The 20,643-nt window shown below is 66.8% G+C and carries 18 protein-coding genes; 10 read left to right on the top strand and 8 right to left on the bottom strand.

The window, feature by feature from the left end; all coding sequences use genetic code 11:
- Positions 1-33 precede the first annotated feature (33 nt).
- Positions 34-1,092 (bottom strand): DUF262 domain-containing protein, encoded by a 1,059-nt coding sequence (locus AC5RV3_RS11105; RefSeq protein ID WP_494122180.1) that lies wholly within the window; start codon positions 1,090-1,092, stop codon positions 34-36.
- A gap of 722 nt (positions 1,093-1,814) precedes the next feature.
- On the opposite strand from AC5RV3_RS11105, the gene AC5RV3_RS11100 reads away from it, so the two are divergent.
- Positions 1,815-2,882 (top strand): hypothetical protein, encoded by a 1,068-nt coding sequence (locus tag AC5RV3_RS11100; RefSeq protein WP_494122179.1) that lies wholly within the window; start codon positions 1,815-1,817, stop codon positions 2,880-2,882.
- A 281-nt stretch (positions 2,883-3,163) separates the two neighbouring features.
- Here the strand turns inward: AC5RV3_RS11100 and AC5RV3_RS11095 are convergent, their stop codons facing one another.
- Positions 3,164-4,069 carry an Lrp/AsnC family transcriptional regulator gene (locus AC5RV3_RS11095; RefSeq protein ID WP_494122178.1) on the bottom strand — a complete coding sequence of 302 codons (906 nt, stop codon included), beginning with the start codon at positions 4,067-4,069 and terminating at the stop codon, positions 3,164-3,166.
- A 217-nt stretch (positions 4,070-4,286) separates the two neighbouring features.
- On the opposite strand from AC5RV3_RS11095, the gene AC5RV3_RS11090 reads away from it, so the two are divergent.
- From AC5RV3_RS11090 to AC5RV3_RS11075, 4 genes are read left to right on the top strand one after another with little or no spacing between them, the layout of a single operon-like run.
- On the top strand, positions 4,287-5,660 hold the full coding sequence (locus AC5RV3_RS11090) for an MFS transporter (protein WP_494122177.1): 1,374 nt from the start codon (positions 4,287-4,289) through the stop codon (positions 5,658-5,660).
- Entirely contained in the window at positions 5,657-7,369 is a 1,713-nt protein-coding gene (locus AC5RV3_RS11085; protein ID WP_494122176.1) for an amidohydrolase, read from the top strand. Before AC5RV3_RS11090 ends, AC5RV3_RS11085 begins: the two co-directional genes overlap by 4 nt.
- Positions 7,362-9,047: a thiamine pyrophosphate-binding protein gene (locus tag AC5RV3_RS11080; protein WP_494122175.1), complete on the top strand. Its 1,686-nt coding sequence runs from the start codon at positions 7,362-7,364 to the stop codon at positions 9,045-9,047. The genes AC5RV3_RS11085 and AC5RV3_RS11080 overlap by 8 nt, the downstream gene beginning before the upstream one ends.
- Positions 9,044-10,033 carry a C-terminal binding protein gene (locus AC5RV3_RS11075; protein ID WP_494122174.1) on the top strand — a complete coding sequence of 330 codons (990 nt, stop codon included), beginning with the start codon at positions 9,044-9,046 and terminating at the stop codon, positions 10,031-10,033. The genes AC5RV3_RS11080 and AC5RV3_RS11075 overlap by 4 nt, the downstream gene beginning before the upstream one ends.
- A gap of 89 nt (positions 10,034-10,122) precedes the next feature.
- On the opposite strand, the gene AC5RV3_RS11070 is transcribed toward AC5RV3_RS11075, so the two are convergent.
- Positions 10,123-10,629, bottom strand: coding sequence for a hypothetical protein (locus tag AC5RV3_RS11070; RefSeq protein ID WP_494122173.1), 507 nt, complete (start codon positions 10,627-10,629; stop codon positions 10,123-10,125).
- Positions 10,630-10,985: 356 nt separating this feature from the next.
- On the opposite strand from AC5RV3_RS11070, the gene AC5RV3_RS11065 reads away from it, so the two are divergent.
- Positions 10,986-12,161: a PP2C family protein-serine/threonine phosphatase gene (locus AC5RV3_RS11065; RefSeq protein ID WP_494122172.1), complete on the top strand. Its 1,176-nt coding sequence runs from the start codon at positions 10,986-10,988 to the stop codon at positions 12,159-12,161.
- Positions 12,162-12,329: 168 nt separating this feature from the next.
- Positions 12,330-13,595, top strand: coding sequence for a glycoside hydrolase family 26 protein (locus AC5RV3_RS11060; protein WP_494122171.1), 1,266 nt, complete (start codon positions 12,330-12,332; stop codon positions 13,593-13,595).
- Between the two features lie 283 nt (positions 13,596-13,878).
- Here the strand turns inward: AC5RV3_RS11060 and bioD are convergent, their stop codons facing one another.
- The 5 genes from bioD to bioB are packed head-to-tail and all read right to left on the bottom strand — an operon-like array spanning position 13,879 to position 19,273.
- Positions 13,879-14,652, bottom strand: coding sequence for a dethiobiotin synthase (bioD, locus tag AC5RV3_RS11055; protein WP_494122170.1), 774 nt, complete (start codon positions 14,650-14,652; stop codon positions 13,879-13,881).
- Positions 14,649-15,740, bottom strand: coding sequence for a cytochrome P450 (locus AC5RV3_RS11050; RefSeq protein ID WP_494122169.1), 1,092 nt, complete (start codon positions 15,738-15,740; stop codon positions 14,649-14,651). The genes bioD and AC5RV3_RS11050 overlap by 4 nt, the downstream gene beginning before the upstream one ends.
- Complete coding sequence (locus tag AC5RV3_RS11045) at positions 15,737-16,867, bottom strand: 8-amino-7-oxononanoate synthase (protein ID WP_494122168.1); 1,131 nt, start codon at positions 16,865-16,867, stop codon at positions 15,737-15,739. Before AC5RV3_RS11045 ends, AC5RV3_RS11050 begins: the two co-directional genes overlap by 4 nt.
- Positions 16,867-18,201, bottom strand: a complete 1,335-nt coding sequence (locus AC5RV3_RS11040) for an adenosylmethionine--8-amino-7-oxononanoate transaminase (RefSeq protein ID WP_494122167.1) — start codon at positions 18,199-18,201, stop codon at positions 16,867-16,869. Before AC5RV3_RS11040 ends, AC5RV3_RS11045 begins: the two co-directional genes overlap by 1 nt.
- The gene (gene bioB, locus AC5RV3_RS11035; RefSeq protein ID WP_494122166.1) at positions 18,194-19,273 is read right to left on the bottom strand and encodes a biotin synthase BioB; all 1,080 of its coding nucleotides are present in this window, start codon (positions 19,271-19,273) and stop codon (positions 18,194-18,196) included. The genes AC5RV3_RS11040 and bioB overlap by 8 nt, the downstream gene beginning before the upstream one ends.
- A gap of 98 nt (positions 19,274-19,371) precedes the next feature.
- Between bioB and AC5RV3_RS11030 the strand changes: the two genes are divergently transcribed.
- From AC5RV3_RS11030 to AC5RV3_RS11020, 3 genes are read left to right on the top strand one after another with little or no spacing between them, the layout of a single operon-like run.
- Positions 19,372-19,935, top strand: a complete 564-nt coding sequence (locus AC5RV3_RS11030; RefSeq protein ID WP_494122165.1) for a TetR/AcrR family transcriptional regulator C-terminal domain-containing protein — start codon at positions 19,372-19,374, stop codon at positions 19,933-19,935.
- A gap of 35 nt (positions 19,936-19,970) precedes the next feature.
- A complete protein-coding gene (locus AC5RV3_RS11025; protein ID WP_494122164.1) occupies positions 19,971-20,114 on the top strand; it encodes a hypothetical protein in 144 nt (47 codons plus the stop codon).
- A complete protein-coding gene (locus AC5RV3_RS11020; RefSeq protein ID WP_494122163.1) occupies positions 20,104-20,619 on the top strand; it encodes a nucleotidyltransferase family protein in 516 nt (171 codons plus the stop codon). The genes AC5RV3_RS11025 and AC5RV3_RS11020 overlap by 11 nt, the downstream gene beginning before the upstream one ends.
- The last annotated feature ends 24 nt before the right edge of the window (positions 20,620-20,643 follow it).

The raw sequence follows: 20,643 nt of genomic DNA, 5'->3' as shown, positions 1-20,643 counted from the left end.
TCCTGCTAAAGCGCCAATACCGCGCTCCTAGGTTCACCAGGCCAGAGGCTTTCCCTGGATGGCTGATACGTAGACCGGGAACCTAGTACGACGGCTAGCGATACGCTGCGTACTGGAGGTCGAGGCCTTCCAGAACGTCGCGGCCGCAGTGGGGGCTTCATCGGACTCCAGCAGGTCGCCGATCTTGTATAGTCGCTCGGCAACCTCATCCCGCATTGCTGGTGGTTCTTTATCCGGAAGACCCTGCAAGTCTCCTCTTGGAAGCCCGAAAAGGCAGTGTGCAGCAGCTGCGTACAGCATCAGGAAGTGTGGGGCATTCGAGATCGGAGTTTGATCCAACACATCGGTGAAGTTATCTACGAGGTACTCCAACGTGGCGTCTACCTTTTGTTCTGTATCCCCGCGTTCGTATCCCTTATCAACTCGCTCATACAGCGCCGTGATCTTGGGTTGCCCGCCGTCCTTCACACCCTCAAGCACAATTCCATACATCTCTGCCATCAGCGAGTCGGACATAAGTCTCACTGTGTCGCGTGCCCCAACAACCCTCAAGTCTTCCCACAACACCGCCCACTTGCGAGCCATCTCGTGAACGGACCATTTGAATTCGCCTTGGTATTTGGCATGGCGCAGTTCGGGTGGGTTCACCGGGACGGTGTAGGAGTTCAACCGTGAGAAGACCTCCAGCACATCGGCATCGGAGGCGTTGATCAGTTGATCCACGGCGATTGCATAGCCGAGAAAACGCTCTTGTTCGTCGGCTGTCAGGTCTGAGTAGCGCTTCCCTGCGAACTCCTTGGCTCGAGAGCCAAGCGCGAATTTGTCGTTGCCGAAGTCCAAGATGGCTCGAAGGCGTTGTTGCCCATCCACTACTTCGCGAAACGAACGCTTGGTCTGCAGATCGACACGCGTCCGGACGTAGATCTTAGGCACGGGGAGACGTCGAAGGATTGTGTCAATCAGGTACGTCTTCGCAGCCGCGGGCCAAACATTGCCGCGCTGGAACTCCGGATTCAGCTTTAGCTGCTGTTTCTCGAACCACTCTAGGAAGTCCGCAACGGTGTACTGCTGAAGATCAGATGAAACCGCCAATGAGTTGCCTTTCGATAGACGCCGATCCGTAAGAACTGAGTCTAGCGGTGGGACAACATCGCCTCGTCATGAGCGCGTATGACAGAAGCGGATCATCCGACTGAGAATCAGTTAGTCTTCGGTGGTCGCATGCCAGCATCGCGGTTACCGCAGCGTCAAGGCCGTGTACTCCAACTAGCTGGTTCATGCTTCCAAGGGAATCAGAAGCGCTAAGGTCGGGGGGCTATATCGGGCAGCCCTTGTACCCCGCGGGGAGGACAACGGAGCTTGGATGAGCGGAGGTGCGCGACTCGACGAATTAGATTTTGTTCTCAGCTAACTCCAATTTTCCAAAATTCGAAGCCCGAGAAACGATGTCCTTATGGCTACTGGGGAAGCAATAAACTTAGCCCAACTCACCTGCAGAAGATCAGTCTTTGGAAATGGCAGGGTCAGAAAACACCGAATAAATCGGGCAGAACGCATCCAATGTTGGGGGACAGGAAGTACCGCCGAAGGCTTGTAACCGGACCACGTCGTAATCTATGTGCACGGTAGGGGGCAGCGCTGAAACGTGGGATGCGATGCAAGTCCTCATAGTGGAACGGCATGCTGTTCCTAGACAGGTCGGCTATCCGATTGAACTCTCGGCGGTTAATATCCCCAGTGCCGCTTTCCGACCGTGATGGTAAGGCAGTGGTGACCGTGGCCTCTCGGTGGGAGGCGGTGGTAGCCTGCCGGCCATGGGGCGATCGGCGAAGACCCGCCACTGGACGCTGCTGGCCTGCTATTTGACCTTGGTGGGCATGATGTGGCTGTTCGGGTTAGTTGTCGCCATTTTCGGCGACTGGTCCAATGGGATGCTGCTGATATTGGTCGCGTCCCCGCTGGGTCTGGCGGTGTCCGGTTCCGCGCTGTTGATCTTGGCACTGCCGTTCGTGAGATCCAATCTACTCGTTTGGACACGGGCCACAGAGGTCCTGCGGGAGTATGCAGTGGCCTGCATCCTTCTTATGTCAACGCTCGCCGCTGCCTATTTGGCCCTGCCTATAATCCAGTCGCGTGCGGCATGGACGGCAGTTTTCGAGGACCTTATGATCGGGGTTCTCGGCTTCGGCGCCCTTTACGCCATTTCCCAGACGACAGGCGCGGCTTGGACGCACTTCGTGGAAGCCGCTGAGGCCCACGACAAGGGACAGGGGCCGGCGCCGGCACGTAAAGCAGCAACTAGAGACGACCACTACCTGTTGCTCCTATCTGCCCTGTGGATGGTGGGTTTCGACGTCGTCCTGCTCGGCATAGTGATCCTGGACTTGCTCACGGGTGAAAATTCGGATTTGACTATTGAGGTGTCGGTCCTGTTCCTGCCCCCGACCTTGCACCTTTACCTGCGCGCCAGACGTGCCGCGGTCGCTCGCGGTGCCGCATGGGCGCGCGCCACGGAGGCACTGCGGGAGGTCATCGCGGTCCAACTCGCCCTAACCGTGGCGTACGCCGCCGCGACCCTGGTGCCCAACCAGCAAGACTCTATGCGCTACATTGAACTGGCTGCCGTGGGGTTCATCGGCTTCGCAGCGTGGGTTACGGTAGCCGGGCCGGCCAAAACCGCCCATGAAGAGGCGGTCGTAGCAGCGGAGTTAGAGGACGCCGAGGCGGCCGCTGAGGAAGTCCAGGACGCCGCCGCGCGGGCCGCCCGCTTGTGGGCTCGGTTCGCGGGGGAAGAGCAAGACAAGCTGGACGCTGCCCGATGGGAAGACGAAGGCGGTCCGCCAGACCCGGAAGGGGAGAGGGCGAGCGCAGAAGGCATCTAATCTTAGGTTCGTGTGCGGTAGGTGCCCTGCTTTCCTGCCGGGAATAGCGAAGCGGACCTTCACCGTTCTGAACACGTCCGGCCTGTGTTCATCCTCCGCCAGCTTTTAAGCCTCCTGAAGGTGGCAGCCAGTTCTAGTGGGCGGCTTTGTGTAGTGAACACTACTCCTTGGCATGCGCCCAGATTCATGTTTGGCAGCTTAACGCGTTCTGTCTCCCGCCTAAGTCGTCGCGGAATCACCGTTCTTTGGTTGTTCAGTCCGTTTGTGGACACTTCTAAAACTCATGAGAGTACGGAGATCCGCCTCGCGTAGTCTTCCTTGACGACTTCGAGGTGGAGCCAGGAGTCGGTGCGGCTGACGCCGGGGAGGCTGCGGATTACTTCGAGTTGGGCGAGGAGGTCGCGGGGGGATTGGGCGGCGAGGGTGGCGATTGCGTCGAACCGGCCGACGGTCTGGGCGACGAACTCCACGTGGGATGAGTTGCGCAGCAGTTCGAGGACGGCGTCATTGTCGCCGGAGAGGTTCAGGCCGACGCCCATGGACAGCTGCCGTCCGCCGGCGCCGCGGGATTCCACGGCGCTGATCCGGATGATGCGGGCGTCCAGGAGCCGCTGCACCCGGGAGCGCACGGCGGTGGGGGTGAGGCCCACGGCGGCGGCGAGATCCCGGTAGCTGGTGCGGCCGTCCTGCTGGAGGATCTCGATGAGCCGGGTGTCCACGTGGTCGATGGTGACCTCGCCGGCGTACTGCGAGATGAAGAAGCCTTTGACCACCCGGGTATAGACCAAGGTGTCGATGTAGGCGACGTTGGGGTGCTCGCGGAGCTGGGTGAGCACGGCGTGCAGTTCGTCGTGGGTGGCGACGCGGATTTCGGCGATCAGGTCGTGGGTGCCGCCGACCGCCGAGACGAGCACGGCCTCCGACCACTCCGCCAGCCGCTGGGCTATGTGCCTTACTGGCCCGGACGCCACCACCGAGACGTGGGCGATCACGTGCTGCCCTAGGAACGCAGGGTCCACGGCGGCCACCACCCGGACCGTGTGGCTGTCCAGCAGCTCCCGCAGCCGGGCGGAGACCGTGGCCCGCGGCAGGCCGAGCTCGCGCGCCAGTTCCTGGTAGCTGGCCCGGCCCTCCTGCTGGAGGGCGCGGACGAGTTTTGTGTCGATCATTTCTGTGTGGTCCGCCAAAGTTTCCTTAACCTCCCAAGTGAGCACCGCCGTCGTCAATTATCCAGTGATTCAACCCACAAGCAAGCGCTTCCGCCAAATCATGCGCGGGAACCGGAACAGAAGTGAATTCAGGGGTCTGTAACGCGACATTTGTGCTCTTGTTGGATTGTGATTTAGGCCCTACAGTCGCAGAGATCACAACGGCACTCATGCCCACACCTTAAGGTGGAAGACCATGTCTCATACATCAGCAGCCCGGCCGCAGTTCAGCCACGCCCGGGCCCGCCGCGCCGGATTCGCGGCCTTCGTCGGCACCGCCATCGAGTGGTACGACTTCTACATCTACGCCACGGCCGCGGCCCTGGTGTTCGGCCCGCTCTTCTTCCCGGAAGCGGACCGCATGACCGGCATCGCCGCCGCCTTCGCCACCTACGCGGTCGGGTTCTTCATGCGCCCGCTGGGCGGCATCATCTTCGGCCACATCGGCGACAAGTTCGGCCGGCGCCCCTCGCTGGTGATCACGCTGCTGATCATGGGCCTGTCCACCGTGTTTGTGGGCCTGCTGCCCACCCACGAAAACATCGGCTCCTGGGCCGCCGTCCTGCTGGTGGTGCTCCGCGCACTGCAGGGCCTGGCCGTGGGCGGCGAGTGGGGCGGTGCCGTACTGATGGCGGTGGAGCACGCGCCGGAGAAGCACAAGACGTTCTACGGCGGCTTCGCGCAGCTGGGCAACCCGGCCGGCGCGCTGGGCGCCACCCTGATTTTCGCCTACCTGTCCGGGATCAGCGACACGTTCCTGGTGGACGGCGGCTGGCGCATCCCGTTCCTGCTCTCCGTGGTGCTGATCGGCGTGGGCTTCTGGGTCCGCTACCGGGTGGAGGAATCCCCGGTCTTCGAGGAGAAGGTCGAAGGCAAGGTCCAGACCCTGCCGCTGAAGCACGCGCTGGTCACCAACTGGAAGCCGATCCTCATCGGCATCGGCCTGCTGCCCATCTCCACCGGCGGCTACTACCTGGCCACCACCTTCGCCACCGCGTACGGCACCGACCCGTCGGTGGGCCTGAGCGAAACCATGATCCTCAACGCGCTGTCCGTGGCCGCCCTGGTCGAGCTCATCTGCACCCTGGGCGTCGCCTGGCTGGGCGACCGGTGGGGCCGCAAGCGGGTCATGTTCGTCGGCCTGGTGGGCTCGATCGTGCTCATCGTCCCGCAGTTCCTGCTGATGTCCACCGGGCCCGAATGGCTGATCTTCCTGGCCTTCGCCGCGATGCGCCTGGTCATGACCGCCACCTACGCGCCGACCGCGACCATCCTCTCCCAGCTGTTCCGGGCACAGGCCCGCTACACCAGCATCTCGCTGGCCTACGGAATGGCCAACGCCATCTGGGCGGCCCTCTCGCCGCTGACCGCGACCTTCCTGTACAGCAGCACCGGCAGCATCTGGCCCGTCCTGATCATGTTCGGCGCCATGGGCGTGCTGAGCATCGTCTGCCTGGCGATCGCCCCCCAGCACCGCGACGAGGACGAATACGACGACGCCGACTTAGCCGAAGGCGCCGACGCAGCACACACGAACAACAGCAACACCAACCTGGAGGCCTTCCGGTGAGGAAACTCAAGACATTCGACGCCCCCGCGACCAGCTTCATCCCACAGCTGATCACGGCCGCCACCATCCACACCATGGATGAAGAGCGCCCGACGGCGGAGGCCATGCTCGTGCACGACGGCCGCCTGCTCGCCGTGGGCACCGAGGCACAGTGCCGCGCCGCCGCCGTCAACCTCGGCCTGCCGGACCCGAAGGAACGCAACGCCGGCGGGGCCACCATCGTGCCGGGCTTCATCGACGCGCACGCGCACCCGCTGATGTACGGGCAGCTGAAGACCTGGGTGGACTGCGGGCCGGAACGCGCCGGCAGCATCCCCGAGATCGTCGCGCTGCTGAAGGAACGGGCGGCCGAGACCCCCAACGGGCTGCCCGTGCGCGGCTTCGGCTACGAGCACACCAACCTGGTGGAGGGCCGCCACCCCACCCGGCAGGAGCTCGACGAGGTCGCTACCGACCGCGAGGTCTACCTGATGAACGCCTCCGGGCACGGCGGCGTCGTGAACTCCTACACGTTCGAACTACACGGCGTCACCAAGGACACCCCCAACCCGGCCGGCGGGGAATTCTTCCGCGACGCCTCCGGTGAGCTGACCGGCGAACTCTCCGACGCGGCCTGCAACATCCTCACCGGGCTCGAGGGCGTGAAGATCGGCCACCACGGCCCGAACTTCCACCTGGCCGACGCCCCCGAGGAGCACCTGCGCCAGCTGCAGATCGCCCAGGAGAACTTCCTGGCCGGCGGCGTCACCACCATCGGCGACGCCCAGGTGTCCCGGCGCGAGTTCGACATGTACCTGCGCATGGCCGAGGAAAACCAGCTCAAGGTCCGGGTCAGCATGTACCTGCTCTCGCACCTGCTGGATGAGGCCGCCGAGATGGGCCTGCACGGCCAGTTCGGCAACGCGCGGCTCAGCTTCGCCGGCTTCAAGTTCTACGCCGACGGCACCCTGGGCGGCTGGACCGCGTACTTCCCGGACGGCTACGTCGGCGACCCCTGCCGCACCGGCCAGCTCTACCACGACCCGGCCGACTATGCCGCGCTGATCTCCAAGGCGCACCGGCTGGGCCTGCAGACCGCCACGCACGCGCAGTCCCCGACGGCGCTGGAGATGGTCATCTCCGCCATCGAGGCCGCGCAGGCCGAACGCCCCGACACCGATGCCCGGCACCGGATCGAACACTGCGGGCTGCCCACGCTGGAGCAGATCGACCGGATGGCCGCCGCCGGCATCCACCCGGTGAACCAGCCGCAGCACTACTACAACTGGGGCGAGGGCGTGAAGGAAGCGGTCGGCACCCCGGGCGAGCGCTTCAACCCGCTGGGCGAATTCGCGGCGGCCGGCGTGCGGGTGACCATCAGCTCCGACGCCCCCGTGGCCGAGCCCCGGCCGCTGGAAGCCATCCAGGCCGCAACCAACCGCATCACCCGCTCCGGCGTGCGGCTGGGTGGGGACTCGCTGCTCATCACGGCGCGCCAGGCGCTGGCGGCCCACACCATCAACGCGGCCTATGCGCTTGGCCGCGAGGATGACCTCGGCTCGCTGACGGCGGGCAAGCGGGCCGACTTCGTGGTCCTCGCCGGCGACCCGCTGGCCGTGGACGCCGCCGAGATCTCCGGCATCCAAGTCCTGGAAACCTGGGTGGACGGCATCCAGCGCTTCACGGCCGACCGTCCGGCACGACTCAACGAAGAGGTCCAGCATGTCTGAGCAGAACCCGGCGGCCACCCCCACCGTCACGCTGCCCGAGGGGGTCGTCGCCGATAACACCGGCCTGGCCATCATGACGGCCCTGCGGAACTACGGCATCGACACCATCTTCGGCATCCCCGGCACGCACAACCTGGAGTTCTACCGCCACCTGGTGCCGCTGGGCATCCGCCCGGTGACCACGCGGCACGAACAGGGTGCGGGCTACGCCGCCGACGGCTGGGCACAGCAGACCGGACTGCCCGGCGTCGTCATTACGACGTCGGGGCCCGGCCTGCTCAATGCGCTCTCCGCCGCGGGCACCGCCTACTGCGAGTCCCGGCCGCTGATCATCCTCTCGCCGGGCGTGCCCGAGGGCGAAGAGTTCGCGGACATCGGCTCGTTGCACGAGACGAAGGACGCCACGGCCGCCGTCGGCGCGATCGTCGAGTGGTCGCGCCGGGTCACCTCCGCCACGGAGGCGGTCCAAGCCATCCACGACGCCTTCGAACTCTTCCGTTACGGGCGCCCGCGGCCGGTGCACATCGAGGTACCGCTCAACGTGCTCGAGGGACCGAGCGACGCTCCGGCGGAGCTGCTGCAGGCTGCGCCCCGGCGGGAGCCGGCCGGCGCGTCCGAGCAGGCCATCCGGCACGCCGCCCAACTGCTGGCCGAGTCGCGCCGGCCGGTGCTGCTGGCCGGCGGCGGTTCGCTGCGCGCCGGCCGGCACCTGCTGCAGCTGGCCGAAGCGCTGGACGCCCCCGTGGTGACCACGCTCAACGGCAAGGGTGCCATCCCCGAATCGCATCCGCTCTCGCTGGGCTCGGACATCCGGCTTCCCGCCGCGCAGCAGCTCTGCGAGGAGGCCGACGTCCTGCTGGTCATCGGCTCCAAGGTGGGCGAGGCCGAACTGTGGTTCAACGAGCTGCAGCCGAGCGGCACGGTGATCCGGGTGGACATCCTGGCCGGCCAGATGGCCAAGAACATCGCCGCCGACGTTCCGCTGGTGGGTGACAGCGCCGCCGTCGTGCCCCAGCTGCTCACCGCCCTGCAGGAAAACAACGACGGCGGTGTCCCGCCGCGGGCGGAGAGCGGCGCCGACCGCGCGGCGCGGCTGCGCCCCGTGCTGCGTGACGCCGCCCGTGAGCTGTCCCCGGAGTTCGCGGCTCTCGCCGAACAGGTGGCGGCCGCCGTGCCGGCGTCGACCATCATCGGCGGCGACTCCTCGCAGGCCACCTACCTGGGAACGGCCAGCTTCGTGCCGCAAGACCGGCCGCATTCGCTGCTCTACACCCCGGCCTACGCCACGCTCGGGTACGGGCTGCCGGCTTCCATCGGCGCCCGCATCGGCGCGCCCGACCGCCCCGTGGTTTGCGTGGTGGGCGACGGCGCGCTGATGTTCGCGGTGCAGGAACTCGTCACCGCCGTCGAACAGCGCCTGGACCTGGTGGTGGTGTGCGCCGACAACGGCGGCTACGGCGAGATTCGCCAGAACGAACTGGACCGCGGCATCGAGCCAGTCGGCGTGGAGCTCGTGCAGCCGGACTGGGCCGCCCTGGCCACCGCCTTTGGCGGCACCGGCAGGCGGATCCACGACGCCGCCGAGCTGGCCCCGGCCATCCGCCAGGCGCTGGCCGACGGCGGGGTCCAGCTGATCCACGTCCCCGCGCAGCTGTTCGCGCAGGATGGCCAGGCATGACGGGAAGCCCGCGGGTCATTATTACCGACGCCGAGGACCTCGACTACTCCGTTGCCCTGGAGTTGCTGGCCGAGGCCGGCATCGAGGCGAGCTACCTCAACACCCGGGACCGCGGCGTCATTCTCGACGCCGCGGCGGGGTGCGAGGGGATCATCCTCGGCTACGCCAGCCTGGACGCCGAGATGATCGCCGCCATGCCGAACCTGAAGGTTGTGGCAACCATGTCCGCGGGCTTCGACATGGTCGACCTGGAGGCGGCGGCCGCCCGGAACATCACGGTCTGCAACGTGCCCTCGGTGGCCACCCGCGACGTGGCCACGCACGCCTTCGCGGGCATGCTCTCGCTCATCCGCGAGCTCCCGCGCTCCCAGGCGGCCACCCGGCGCGGGGACTGGACGGGGGAGGGGATCCCGGTGCCCCCGCGGATCAGCGAGCTGACCCTGGGGCTGGTCGGGTTCGGGCGCATTGCCCAGTACCTGGGTGGCCTGGCGGCCCCGGTCTTCGGGTCCGTCATCGCCTACGACCCGTTCGTCCCCGACGAGGCCTGGCCGGCCGATGTGCGCCGGGGCGAGCTCGCCGAGGTGCTGGCGGCGTCGAACGTAGTCAGCCTGCACACCCCGCTGACGGAGGAGACCCGGAACCTGCTTGACACCGAGAACCTCGCCGTCCTGCCGGCGGGCAGCTATGTGGTGAACGTGTCCCGCGGCGCGCTCGTCGACGAACAGGCTCTTTGCGCCGCTCTGGACTCCGGCCACATCGCCGGGGCCATGCTGGACGTCCTAGCGGAGGAACCGGCCCCGGCTGACCACCCGCTGGTGGTCCACCCGTCGGCGATCGTCACGCCCCACGCGGCGTATCGCAGCAACGTCTCGCTGCGTGAATACGTGGCGCTGCCGGCCCGGAACATCATCGCCTGCCTGCAGGGCCGGCAGCCGGAGACCCCGATCGCCGCGGCTGCCCCGTCCCTCGCGCCGGCTGCCGGGTAACCCCAGGCACGCTGAACACGCAACGGCGCCCGGCCTGCATCAGCAGGGCCGGGCGCCGTTCGCATTCCTGGAGCTTGCGCGATGCGACGTTAGGCGGCTGGCTGCTCAGCAACGGGGGTTTCGACAACCGGCTCTTCAACGACGGGTGCTTCGACAACCGGCTGCGCGGCAACCAGCTGCGCCTCGTAGGCGGCAGCGATGGTTTGGTAGGCGGCGCGGGCCTCGCCGACGAACACTCGGTTCTCGGCGCGGAGTTTCTTCAGCGCAGCGGCCTGGGCTGCACGCAGGTTCTTGACCTCCAGTTGCGCAGCCTTCACAGCCTTGCCCTTGGCCAGCTTCGCCTTCTTGGACAGCGACTTCAGCTCGGCGGCAGCGGCGGCACGGGCCTGCTTCTCAGCTGTCTGGGCCCCGATTTGCGCGTCCTTGAAGGCAGCCTTTGCTGCTGCGACGTCGGCCTTGGTGAGGGGGGCTGACTCAGTGACAACTGGCGCGGTGGTAACGGGCACAAGGTCAGCGGCGGATGCGGCGGTGGCACTTCCACCAACCAGGAGGCCGGCGGCGAGGAAGCCAGCGGCGATCTTGCGAATTGCAGTCATTCTTACTCCGTATTCGGATGAGATAGCTGGCCCAGCGCCAGCCACCTTTCGAAAGTAACGAGCGGACTCGACGCAAAAGCCAACCTTGCGGCTAATCTGCCGAAAGACTGTCGCTGCTTTCCAAAAGCTGCGCTTTTACTGGGACAAGCCGTGCCCGACGTGGCCGTGCAAAACGAAGGCGGGCATCGCCGTCGTGATGATTTATGCGACTCTTCCGCCCCGGCTCTGTTGCCAGCGGCGCTGGCACGGCTATTCCCGTGCCTTTGCACGATGTGTGACAGCTGGTGGGGCAGACGCAGGGATTAAAGAGGTAGCTGACTCTAAAAGGGCAGGGTGCCATGACTAGGATGTGGGGCATGCCGACAAGCTCAATCCCCGTGACCGACGCCGCCCGCGCCGACGCTCTCCAGGCCCTGAACATTCTCGATACCCCTCGTGAGGAGCGTTTTGACCGGATTGTCCGTGCAGCACGGGCTGTCTTTGATGTGCCGATGGTAGCCATGAACTTCATCGACATAGACCGGCAATGGACCAAAGCGGAGGCCGGCTTGCCCGGACTGGAAAACACGCCGCTCGAGGAAGCGATGTGCTGGTATACCATCCAAAAAGGGGACGTCCTTGTAGTGCCCGACGCGTCGGTCGATGAGCGCTTCAGCGACTACCGCTCCGTTGCCTCGGATCCCAATATTCGCTTCTACGCAGGGCAGCCGCTGAGGGCGACGGGCGGGGAACCTGTCGGATCCCTGTGCATCCTGGATACAAAGCCGCGGCTCCTCAGCGACAAAGAAGCCGAGGTGCTTGCAGAGATGGGGCGCTGGGTCGAGCAGGAGCTGGAGCTGCAGCGGGAGCTGGACCACGCGGCCGAGGTGCAGCGCGTACTCATGCCGCATACCGTCCCGGACCTTCCCGGATACCAGCTGGCCGGCCGGTGTGTGCCGTCCCGCGCCCTAGGCGGCGACTTCTTTACCTGGCACAGCCTGCCGGACGGAAAGCTTCAGCTTCACGTGGCTGACGTGATGGGCAAGGGTATCCCAGCTGCCCTCATCGCCGCGTCGCTTCGGGCAACCCTGGTTGGTGCCGCACAGTTCAGCGACCAGGGTCGGGCGATCCACCGGGCGGCGGCCGCCTCGGAACAGTTGCTTTCCGACACGGGCTCTTTCGGCACTGTCTTTTCGGCCCGCCTCGAACCGTCGAGCGGAGCCATTGACTACGTGGACGCTGGCCACGGGTTGGCCTTCGTCTTCAGCGGCGGCGGATACCGCCGGCTGCACCGTTCCGGTCCTCCCCTGGGGGCGGTGCCCAGCCAGCGGTGGGAGGTCCACAGCACGGTCCTGGAACCTGGGGAGACCTTGGTGGTGGTGTCAGACGGTTTCCTCGATTTCTTTGCGACCTTGGAAGAAACGGTCGAGCAGGCGGTTGCCGCCGGAATCGTCGCCTTGCCACCGGATGAGCTGGTTGACCGGGCCGTTGCCTTCGCCGGCGTGAAGGGACACGACGACGACATCACCGTCGTCGCGCTCCGGCGGGAATAAGACGACCGTGGGCGCTGCATTCCGGGGGCGGGAATGGTGCCGACTTATGTACCTCGCGGTGCATTTGATCCGCCTCGATTGGTTCGGATAGTGTTGCGCCGCACGTGCCGTTGATATTTCCGCCACTGCTCTTCCCTGTCTCGCCTTCTCCCACTAGAGAGTCCTCCCATGCGTCTGACGTTAAACGTTTTGATGGTTCCAATCCTGGTCGCACTCGCGCTGATGTCAGGCGGGATTGCCCCGGCGCAGGCAGCCACGGCCGCGATAACGCTTAGCTCCTCGTCGGGGCCGGCAGGAACTTCGGTAACGGTCACCGGAACGGGTTTCCCCAAGAAGTCTTCCGGAACTGTCACCGGCGGAACTGAACCGGTCAAGTTCGTCACCAGTGCCTCCGGATACTTCCAAACGGCGTTGGTGATACCTGCGGCCGAGCAGGCAACTGTCCTCATCGAGGCTAAAGCCGGGGCCACCCGCGCATCGGCTCCCTTCACGCTCACCTACAGCAGCCCCTCAGTGACGCAGGAGGAACCGGCGCAGCCCCAGCAGTCTCCCGCCCCCACCGCGCCATCGATCAGCAAGGCGCCGCTTCGCTTCGGCCTGGGAACGCCGGGCGGACCGTTGGCCTCCGCCGAAATTGACACAGCCGCTGCCCTGGTCGGCGAAGCTCCATCGATCATCCTCTCCTACAAGGACTTCAACCAAGCCCCGCCCATCGCAGAACTGGAAGCGGTCCGCATCCGCGGTGCGGTCACCTTACTCACCTGGGAGCCATGGACCTGGGGCGGCGGCACCGAACAGCCCGCCTACTCACTGGACCGGATCACCGCCGGGGACTTCGACCCCTATCTGCGCGAGTGGGGCACGGCTCTGGCTAAGTGGGGCCACCCCGTGATGCTGCGCTTCGGCCATGAGATGAACGGCAACTGGTACCCCTGGTCCGAAGGTATCAACGGCAACACGGCCGGGGACTACGCCGCCGCTTGGAGGCACGTTCACGACGTCGTCTCTTCCACCGGTGCCCAGAACATCACGTGGGTGTGGAACCCGAATGTCCCCTATGCCGGATCAACGCTCATGGACGGGCTTTACCCCGGCGCGGGCTACGTGGACGCGGTTGCCCTCGACGGGTACAACTGGGGAACCTCCGCAGCGTGGAGCACGTGGACCCCGCCGTGGGCGCTTTTCGCCGACGGTCTCGGACAGCTCCGGTCACTGGCCCCGGGGAAGCCCATCCTCATCGCCGAAACAGCCTCCGCAGAAGAGGGCGGCTCCAAGGCAGCGTGGAACAAGGACCTTGTCTACTACCTGTCCCAGCAGCCCGACATCACAGCCCTGGTCTGGTTCCACTACAACAAGGAGACCGACTGGCGCATCGACAGCAGCAAAGCCTCTGCCAGCGCGCTCGCCGAAGCCCTCGCCGCCCGGCCCAAATAACTGTCTGACGCGCGAGCTTATCGCTCCGAACCTGCAGCACCGGGGACTACTTGAGCAACGGAACTCGCAGTTGTACGTCTGGGCTGCAGCTTCGATGCCTGAAGCGGCTCGGACGCGATCCTAAGCTCCGCGCGGTCGACGGCGGACAACCTGCCGGCGCGGGTGGCGCAGATCCAGTACTCCTGACGCTGCCCCACGCTGGAACTGGCCGAGCATGTGCTGGCCGTGCTGGACCGCAACGCCGAGCACTCCGCCGCGACGGCGCACTGCCGGGTGGAGATGTTTAGGCCAAGTCCGATCCGCCGAACCATCCGGAAGCCAGGGCGCGGAATTCTTGCGGATGCAGGGCCGAGGCTCCCGCAGGGACCTTCCCTAGGAACGGAACGGGAAGATCGCTCAGGTACCGTTGGTTGTCCAACTCAATGTCGGTGGGCTCCTGCGGCCAGGCGCCGATCACTAGCCCCGCGACGGGAATTGATCGGCGCTGAAGTGCCTCGAGGGTAAGCAGGGTGTGGTTCAAGGTCCCGAGCCCGCTGCGGCACACGACGACGATGCCCGCCGTTCGCTGGCTGTCGCGGGCGCCGGCCGTCGATGTCCCGTCGATGAAGCCAGCAGCCAGATCCGCGAGGCAAAAACCCGGTTCGAGTTCGACGAGCAGTCCGCCGGCCCCCTCCACCAGCACGTGATCGAAATCCTCGGCTAGCCCCCGGATGGTCTCGGTGTGCTGCACACGTCTGGGGAGGGAAGCGCCCTCCCGGGCGGCTGCGGCGACCGGCGCCATCGGTAACCGGAGCCGGGCACCTTCTAAGACGTGGTCGATCCCGGCCAGCCGGCGGACTTCCTCGATGTCCCCGGCATCCTCCTCCAGAACGCCCGTTTGGACGGGTTTATAGACCGCGACCGAGGGGCGGCCGCTGCGCGCGGAAGCCGCGCGGGAACCGGCAGACAACGCCGCCGCAAGCGCCGCCGTCGTCATCGTTTTGCCCACGCCGGTATCCGTGCCGGTCACGAAAAGGATCCGGGGCAGGGCGGGCAGGCCCGCGTCAGGGTGCCTCACCGGTTGCTCCTTTCCGGTGACGCGGCTTCCACCGTGACGGACAGGGGCGCCTGGAAGGACAACAGCCGCAGCCAGTCAGGTTCCGGCCCAATCAGCCGTATATCAGGCAGGGCGCGGGCTGTTTCCTCCAGGGCCAGGACGGTTTCGAGTTCGGCCAGCCTCGCCCCCAGACAGCGGTGCAGCCCGTAGCCGAAGGCCAGCGAGTAGGCCGTGGGGCCAGCATCGGGCGGGTGGTGGCCGGCCAGTTCCAGCAGGATTTCGGATCCGGCGGGCAGCGCCGTGCCGTCCAGGACGGTGTCGCGCGGGACGGCCCGGCGCCAGGTGTGCACGGATGGTTCCTCGGCCAGCACCCTGCGCACCAGCGTTGATCCAGTGCCGCCGGAGGCCAGCGATTGCCAGCAAGCCGGATCCTGCAGCGCCCGGTACAAGGCTGTGCCGATCAGCAGCGCGGTGGTTTCCTGCCCGGCGATGAGCAGGAAGTAGCCCAGCGAGCAGACCTCGGCGGTCCGGAGCCCGGCCGCGTGCAGTGCGCCGAAGAGGTTGTCGCGCCCGTGGCTGGCGATGACCTCGGCCCGCAGCCAGGTGTAAAACTCGGCGGCGGTTTCGGCGAGTTCCACCTGACGCTGCGGATCCGGCCAGCCCCAGAAAAGTTCCAGTGAATCCCGGCTCCAGCCCTTGAGCACTTCCAGGTCCGGCAGTTGGAAGCCGGTCAGTTCCTGCATGATCACCGGCGGGATGTGGGCGCCAACAGCCCGGGCAAGGTCCACCGGGCCGTGCGCGATCTCCGCGGCGGCGGCTTCGGCATGTTTGCGCGTTAGTTCGCGCACCCGCGGGCCGATGACGGCGACCTTGGCGGGGGTGAAGAACCCTGCTACCACCGAACGCACCGTCCGGTGCAGCTCCCCGGTGGCCGAGGCCAGCACCGGCGGCAGGGCGAACCGGCTGCGGCTCAGGATCCGCAGTGCCGCCGGGCTCAGCGGCACCACCGAGGTCAAGGCGTTGCTGGGCAGGAAATCATCCACCCGGCGCAGCACCTGGCGGACCTGCTCGGGGTCGCTGATCACGTGATAGCTCGGGCCCTGGCTCACGCGGGCACCTCCATGTGGGATAGCAGCGTATTAATAAGGTCGGTGACGTTCCGCAACTGCTCCGGGGCCAGGTCCGCGCGGGCGGTCAGCCTCAGCCGCGAGATCCCGTCCGGCACACTCGGCGGACGGAAGCAGCCGACCAGCACGCCGGCGTCCTCCAGCCTGGCGGCCAGTTCCGCGGCGCACCGCGGTGAGCCGGCGGGCACGGACTGCACCGCGCCATCAGCCTGCTCGATGCCCAAACCGGCGGCGATCAGCGCCGCGTTGCGGCCGACGGCGGCCACGCGCTCCGGCTCGTCGGCAATGATGCGGCAGGCCTGCGCGGCAGCAGCGGCCGCGGCCGGGGCCAGCCCGGTGTCGAAAATGAAGCTCCGCGCCGTATTGACCAGATGCTCGCGCAGAGCGAGGGAGCCGAGTACCGCCCCGCCCTGGCTGCCCAGGGCCTTGGACAGCGTGGCAGTAACCGCCACATGCTCCGCTCCGGCCAGCCCCGCGGCGTAGACGGCGCCCCGGCCGTGGCCGGCAACGCCAATCCCGTGCGCCTCGTCCACCACCAGCAGCGCGTCGTGGCCGGCGCACAGTTGCGCAACGGCGGACACGTCGGCGGCGTCCCCGAGCACCGAGTAGATCGATTCGATCACGACGACGGCGCGCGGCTGGCTGCGCGAGGCCAGCCGCTGCTCCAAGGCATCCAGGTCGCCGTGCGGGAGAACCTCGACAGGGGAGCGGGAGAGCCGGGCGGCGTCGATCAGCGAGGCGTGGATGTGCGCGTCGGTCAGAAGCAGGGTTCCGGGGCCGCCGAGAGCGGTGAGGATGCCCAGGTTCGCGGCGTAGCCGCTGGAGAAGGCCAGCGCCGCGGGGCGGCCGGTGAGCGCGCACAACTCGGCCTCGAGCTCCTCGTGCACAGCGTGCGTGCCGGTGACCACGCGGGAAGCGCGGGCGCCGGTGCCGTAACGTTCGACGGCGGCGACGGCGGCGGCCTGCAGCCGGGGGTCCGCGGCCAGGCCCAGATAATCGTTGGAGGCCAGGTCGAGCACGGTGCCGGTCCGCGGCACCGTGTGCCGGATGATGCCGCGCCGGGCGCGCACTCGGGCCTGGGCGGCGAGCCAGTCCTGCATGGAGCCCATCAGCCATGCACCTCTTTAACGGCGGCACTAATGCCGGCGCCGATCGCCGCCACGTCAGCCGGCGTGCAGATATATGGCGGCATGGTGTAGACGAGGTTGCGGAACGGGCGCACCCAGACCCCGTGCGCCAGGGCCGCGCGGGTCAAGGCCGGGACGTCCACCGCGTCGTGGAGTTCGACGACGCCGACGGCGCCGAGCACCCGCACGTCCCGGACGGACCCGAGGCCGGATGCCGAGGCCAGGGACGCGCGCAGGCCAGCTTCGACGCCTCGCACCTGCTCCTGCCAACCGGCGCTTTCCAGCAGCTGAAGCGAGGCCAAGGCCGCCGCGCATGCCAGCGGGTTGGCCATAAAGGTCGGCCCGTGCAGGAGGGCCCGGAATTCGGAGGCGGTGATGACGTCCGCGACCGTCGTGGAGCACAGCACCGCGGCCAGGGTCAGGTAGCCGCCGGTGAGGGCCTTGCCCACGCACATGACGTCCGGGACCACCCCTGCCCATTCGCCGGCGAAGAGCTTGCCGGTGCGGCCGAAGCCGGTAGCGATTTCGTCGAAGACGAGCAGTAGCCCGTGCGCGTCGGCCACCCGGCGCAGGGCCTGCAGGCATTCGGGCGAGTAGGCGTGCATTCCGCCGGCGCCCTGCAGCACTGGTTCCACAATGATCCCGGCCAGCTCGTGCCCGTGCCGGGCGACGGCGGCCTCCAATGCCGCGGTCCAGGCGGCAACCGCTGCGCCGTCGGAGACCAGGCTGCCGCCGCCGTCCAGCCGCGCGGCCGGCGGCCGGGGCAGGAAATGCTGGACCGGCAGGGATGGGAAGGCCGAGTGCATGCCGTCCACCGGATCGCACACGCTCATCGCACCGAAGGTGTCCCCGTGGTAGCCGCCACGCAGGGCCAGGAACGAGTGCCGGCCCTGCCGCCCGGCTGCGGCCTGGTACTGGATGGCCAGCTTCAGCGCGACCTCCACCGAGACTGAACCGGAGTCCGCGAAGAACACGTGCCGCAGCGGATCTGGGGCCAGCTCCGCCAGTTGCTCGGCCAGCCGGACGGCAGGCTCGTGCGTGAGGCCGCCGAACATCACGTGGCTGAACCGCTTCACTTGGCGGCGTACTGCGTCGTCGAGGGCCGGATGCCGGTAGCCGTGGATGGCGGACCACCAAGAGCTCATGGCATCGACCGCCTCGAACCGCGCCCCGTCCGCGGCTTCCAACTGCAGCCGCACACCGTCCGCGGCGGCAACCGCGTAAGGCGTGGGGCCGTCCAGCGGGGCGTACGGGTGCCAGAGCAGGCCGCGGTCACGCGCAAGCAGCGCAGCGCCGGACAGCGCTGCCTCAGGCATTGGGGGCAAGCTCCGTCCCCGCGCCACGGCGCCGGATGGAAATCTCTGTCGGTGCGCCGTCGTCGTCAGCGGCCGCAGCGGGCACCGGGCCGGCGGGAGCCAGAACAGTGAAGCCGGCGTCGGCAATCATCTCCAGGTCCGCCTTCGCGGCCTGGCCCTCGCTGGTCAGGTAGTCGCCGAGGAAGAGCGAGTTGGCCACGTGCAGGGCCAGCGGCTGCAGCGAGCGCAGGTGCATCTCGCGGCCGCCGGCCATCCGCAGTTCGGTGGGAGGGCAGGCGAAGCGCACCAGCGCCAGGATCCGCAGGCAGTGTGCAGGGGTGAGCAGCCAGGTGCCCTCCAGGGGGGTGCCCTCGAAGGGCATCAGGAAGTTAACCGGGATCGAGTCGGTCCCCAGCTCTCGCAGGGCGAAGACCGCGTCGATCAGCTCTTCGTTGCTCTCGCCCATTCCCACGATCAGGCCGGAGCAGGGGGAGAGGCCGGCGTCCTTGGCATGGTTGACGGTGCGAACGCGGTCTGCGTATTCGTGGGTGGTGCAGATGTCGGCGTAGTTGGATTCGCTGGTGTTCAGGTTGTGGTTGTAGGCGTCCACTCCGGCGGCCTTGAGCTTGTCTGCCTGCCCGTCCTTGAGGATGCCCAGGCAGGCGCAGACCTCCACCTGCGGATGCTCGTCCTTGAGTCCGGCGACCATGTTGGCCACTCGATCCACGTCCCGGTCCGTGGGGCCCTTGCCGCTGGCCACGAGGCAGACCCGGGAGGCGCCGGCGCGGATGCCGCTGGCGGCCTGTTCGGCGGCCTCTTCCGGTTTGAGCCAGGTGTACTTGAGGATTTCGGCGGCCGACCCTAGGCGCTGCGAGCAGTAGGTGCAGTCCTCCGGGCAGAGGCCCGACTTGAGGTTCACCAGGTAGTTCACCTTGACGGTGTTGCCGAAGTGGGCCCGCCTCAGCGTCGCTGCCGCCGCAGTCAGCTGCAGCAGCTGTGAGTCGTCGGAAGCGAGGATGGCACGCGCATCGTCGCGCGTGAGGGTGCCGCCGGCCAGCTGCCGGTCGGCCAGATCTTGGAAGGAATTGAACACCGTTCAATAGTGGGTGGGGCAGGAGTGGTTGTCAAGGATGGTGCATGATGGACGCGATAACGTGACATCGGCTGGAGACGGAGAGGACGGAGGCCGACGTGGCCCTGACGCGCCAGAAGATTGTCGATACGGCCTTGGAAATTTTGCGCTCGTACGGTCTGGCCGATCTCTCGATGCGCAGGCTTGCGCGCGATCTCGGCGTGCAGCCCGGAGCGCTGTATTGGCATATTAAGAACAAGCAGGAACTGCTGGTGGTGTTGGCCGAGCGAATTCTGGAGCCCGTAGAAGTGGGCGACGCCGGCGGCGACCCGGAGGGTGCCGTGCGGCGGTCCGCGCAGGATCTGCGCGCGGCGCTCCTTGCCGTGCGCGACGGCTCGGACGTCGTTTCCCTCGCGCAGGCGCTGGCGCCGGAGTCCCTCACCCCGCTGAATGGGATGACCGCGCTCTTGGCTGAGAGTGGACTGAGCGAGCTGCACGCGCGCTGGGGGGCGAAGAGCCTGACGCACTACATCCTCGGCGCGGTGGCGGAGGAGCAGACCCGGGCCGAGCTTGCCCGATCCGGCCTGCTGGAACCGGGCCCTGATTCCGACACTAACGGCGAAGCGTTCCTCTTCGGCATCAATACGCTGCTCGAGGGGCTGCAGATGCATCGGACGCGGTGATCCGAGTCCTGCTTTAGGGTCCGAGGGGCGAGTTCGTGGATGAGCAGGACGCGATATTGCCCAGCTTCGGCGGCTGGAGCCTCTCCGACACGTTCTCGACAGTGCTCTGCGACTTGAAGGATGTACAGATTTATGTTCATCTTCCACTGCCGAAACTAGGCTGGCCTTATGCGGAATGAGCTGAAGGCTGCTGCAGACCAACTGAATGTTCAGCCGGACGCTGACGTCCTGACCGTAGCTGAGGCTCGCGCAGCCTTGCCGGCAACGTTGCGGCACTTCCGAACCGTCCCGGGTGCGCGCAACGTACTCGTTGGATCCCATCGAAAAGCTGATGCCGCGATTGTGCCGATCCGCCTCTACCGCAGCATGGACGCCGGCCGGGGCGGCGAATCGATGCCGTTGCTCGAACTCCTCAGGCAGCGGCGCCGGTTGATTTCCCGTCTGGCCACACTCAACCGAATTGAGGCTGTCGCTGTCTTCGGGTCGGCCGCCCGCGGGGAAGAAAAGCCGGACAGCGACCTGGATCTAGTGGTCGATCCGCAGGATGCCGCGAGTCTGTTCGATTTGGCGCAGTTCGCCGAGGATATGGAGCAGCTGGTCGCCCGCCCGGTGGATGTCATCTCCCGCCGTGTGCTCGATCCCCGCCGCGACGCGACGATCTTGGCCGAAGCTGTGCCACTGTGACAGACCTTCCCGATCGCACGCAAC

The sequence above is a fragment of the Arthrobacter sp. Y3221114 genome (genome assembly GCF_059092625.1).
Note: the sequence above shows the minus strand (reverse complement) of the source record. Positions and strands in the feature narration are given on the sequence as shown.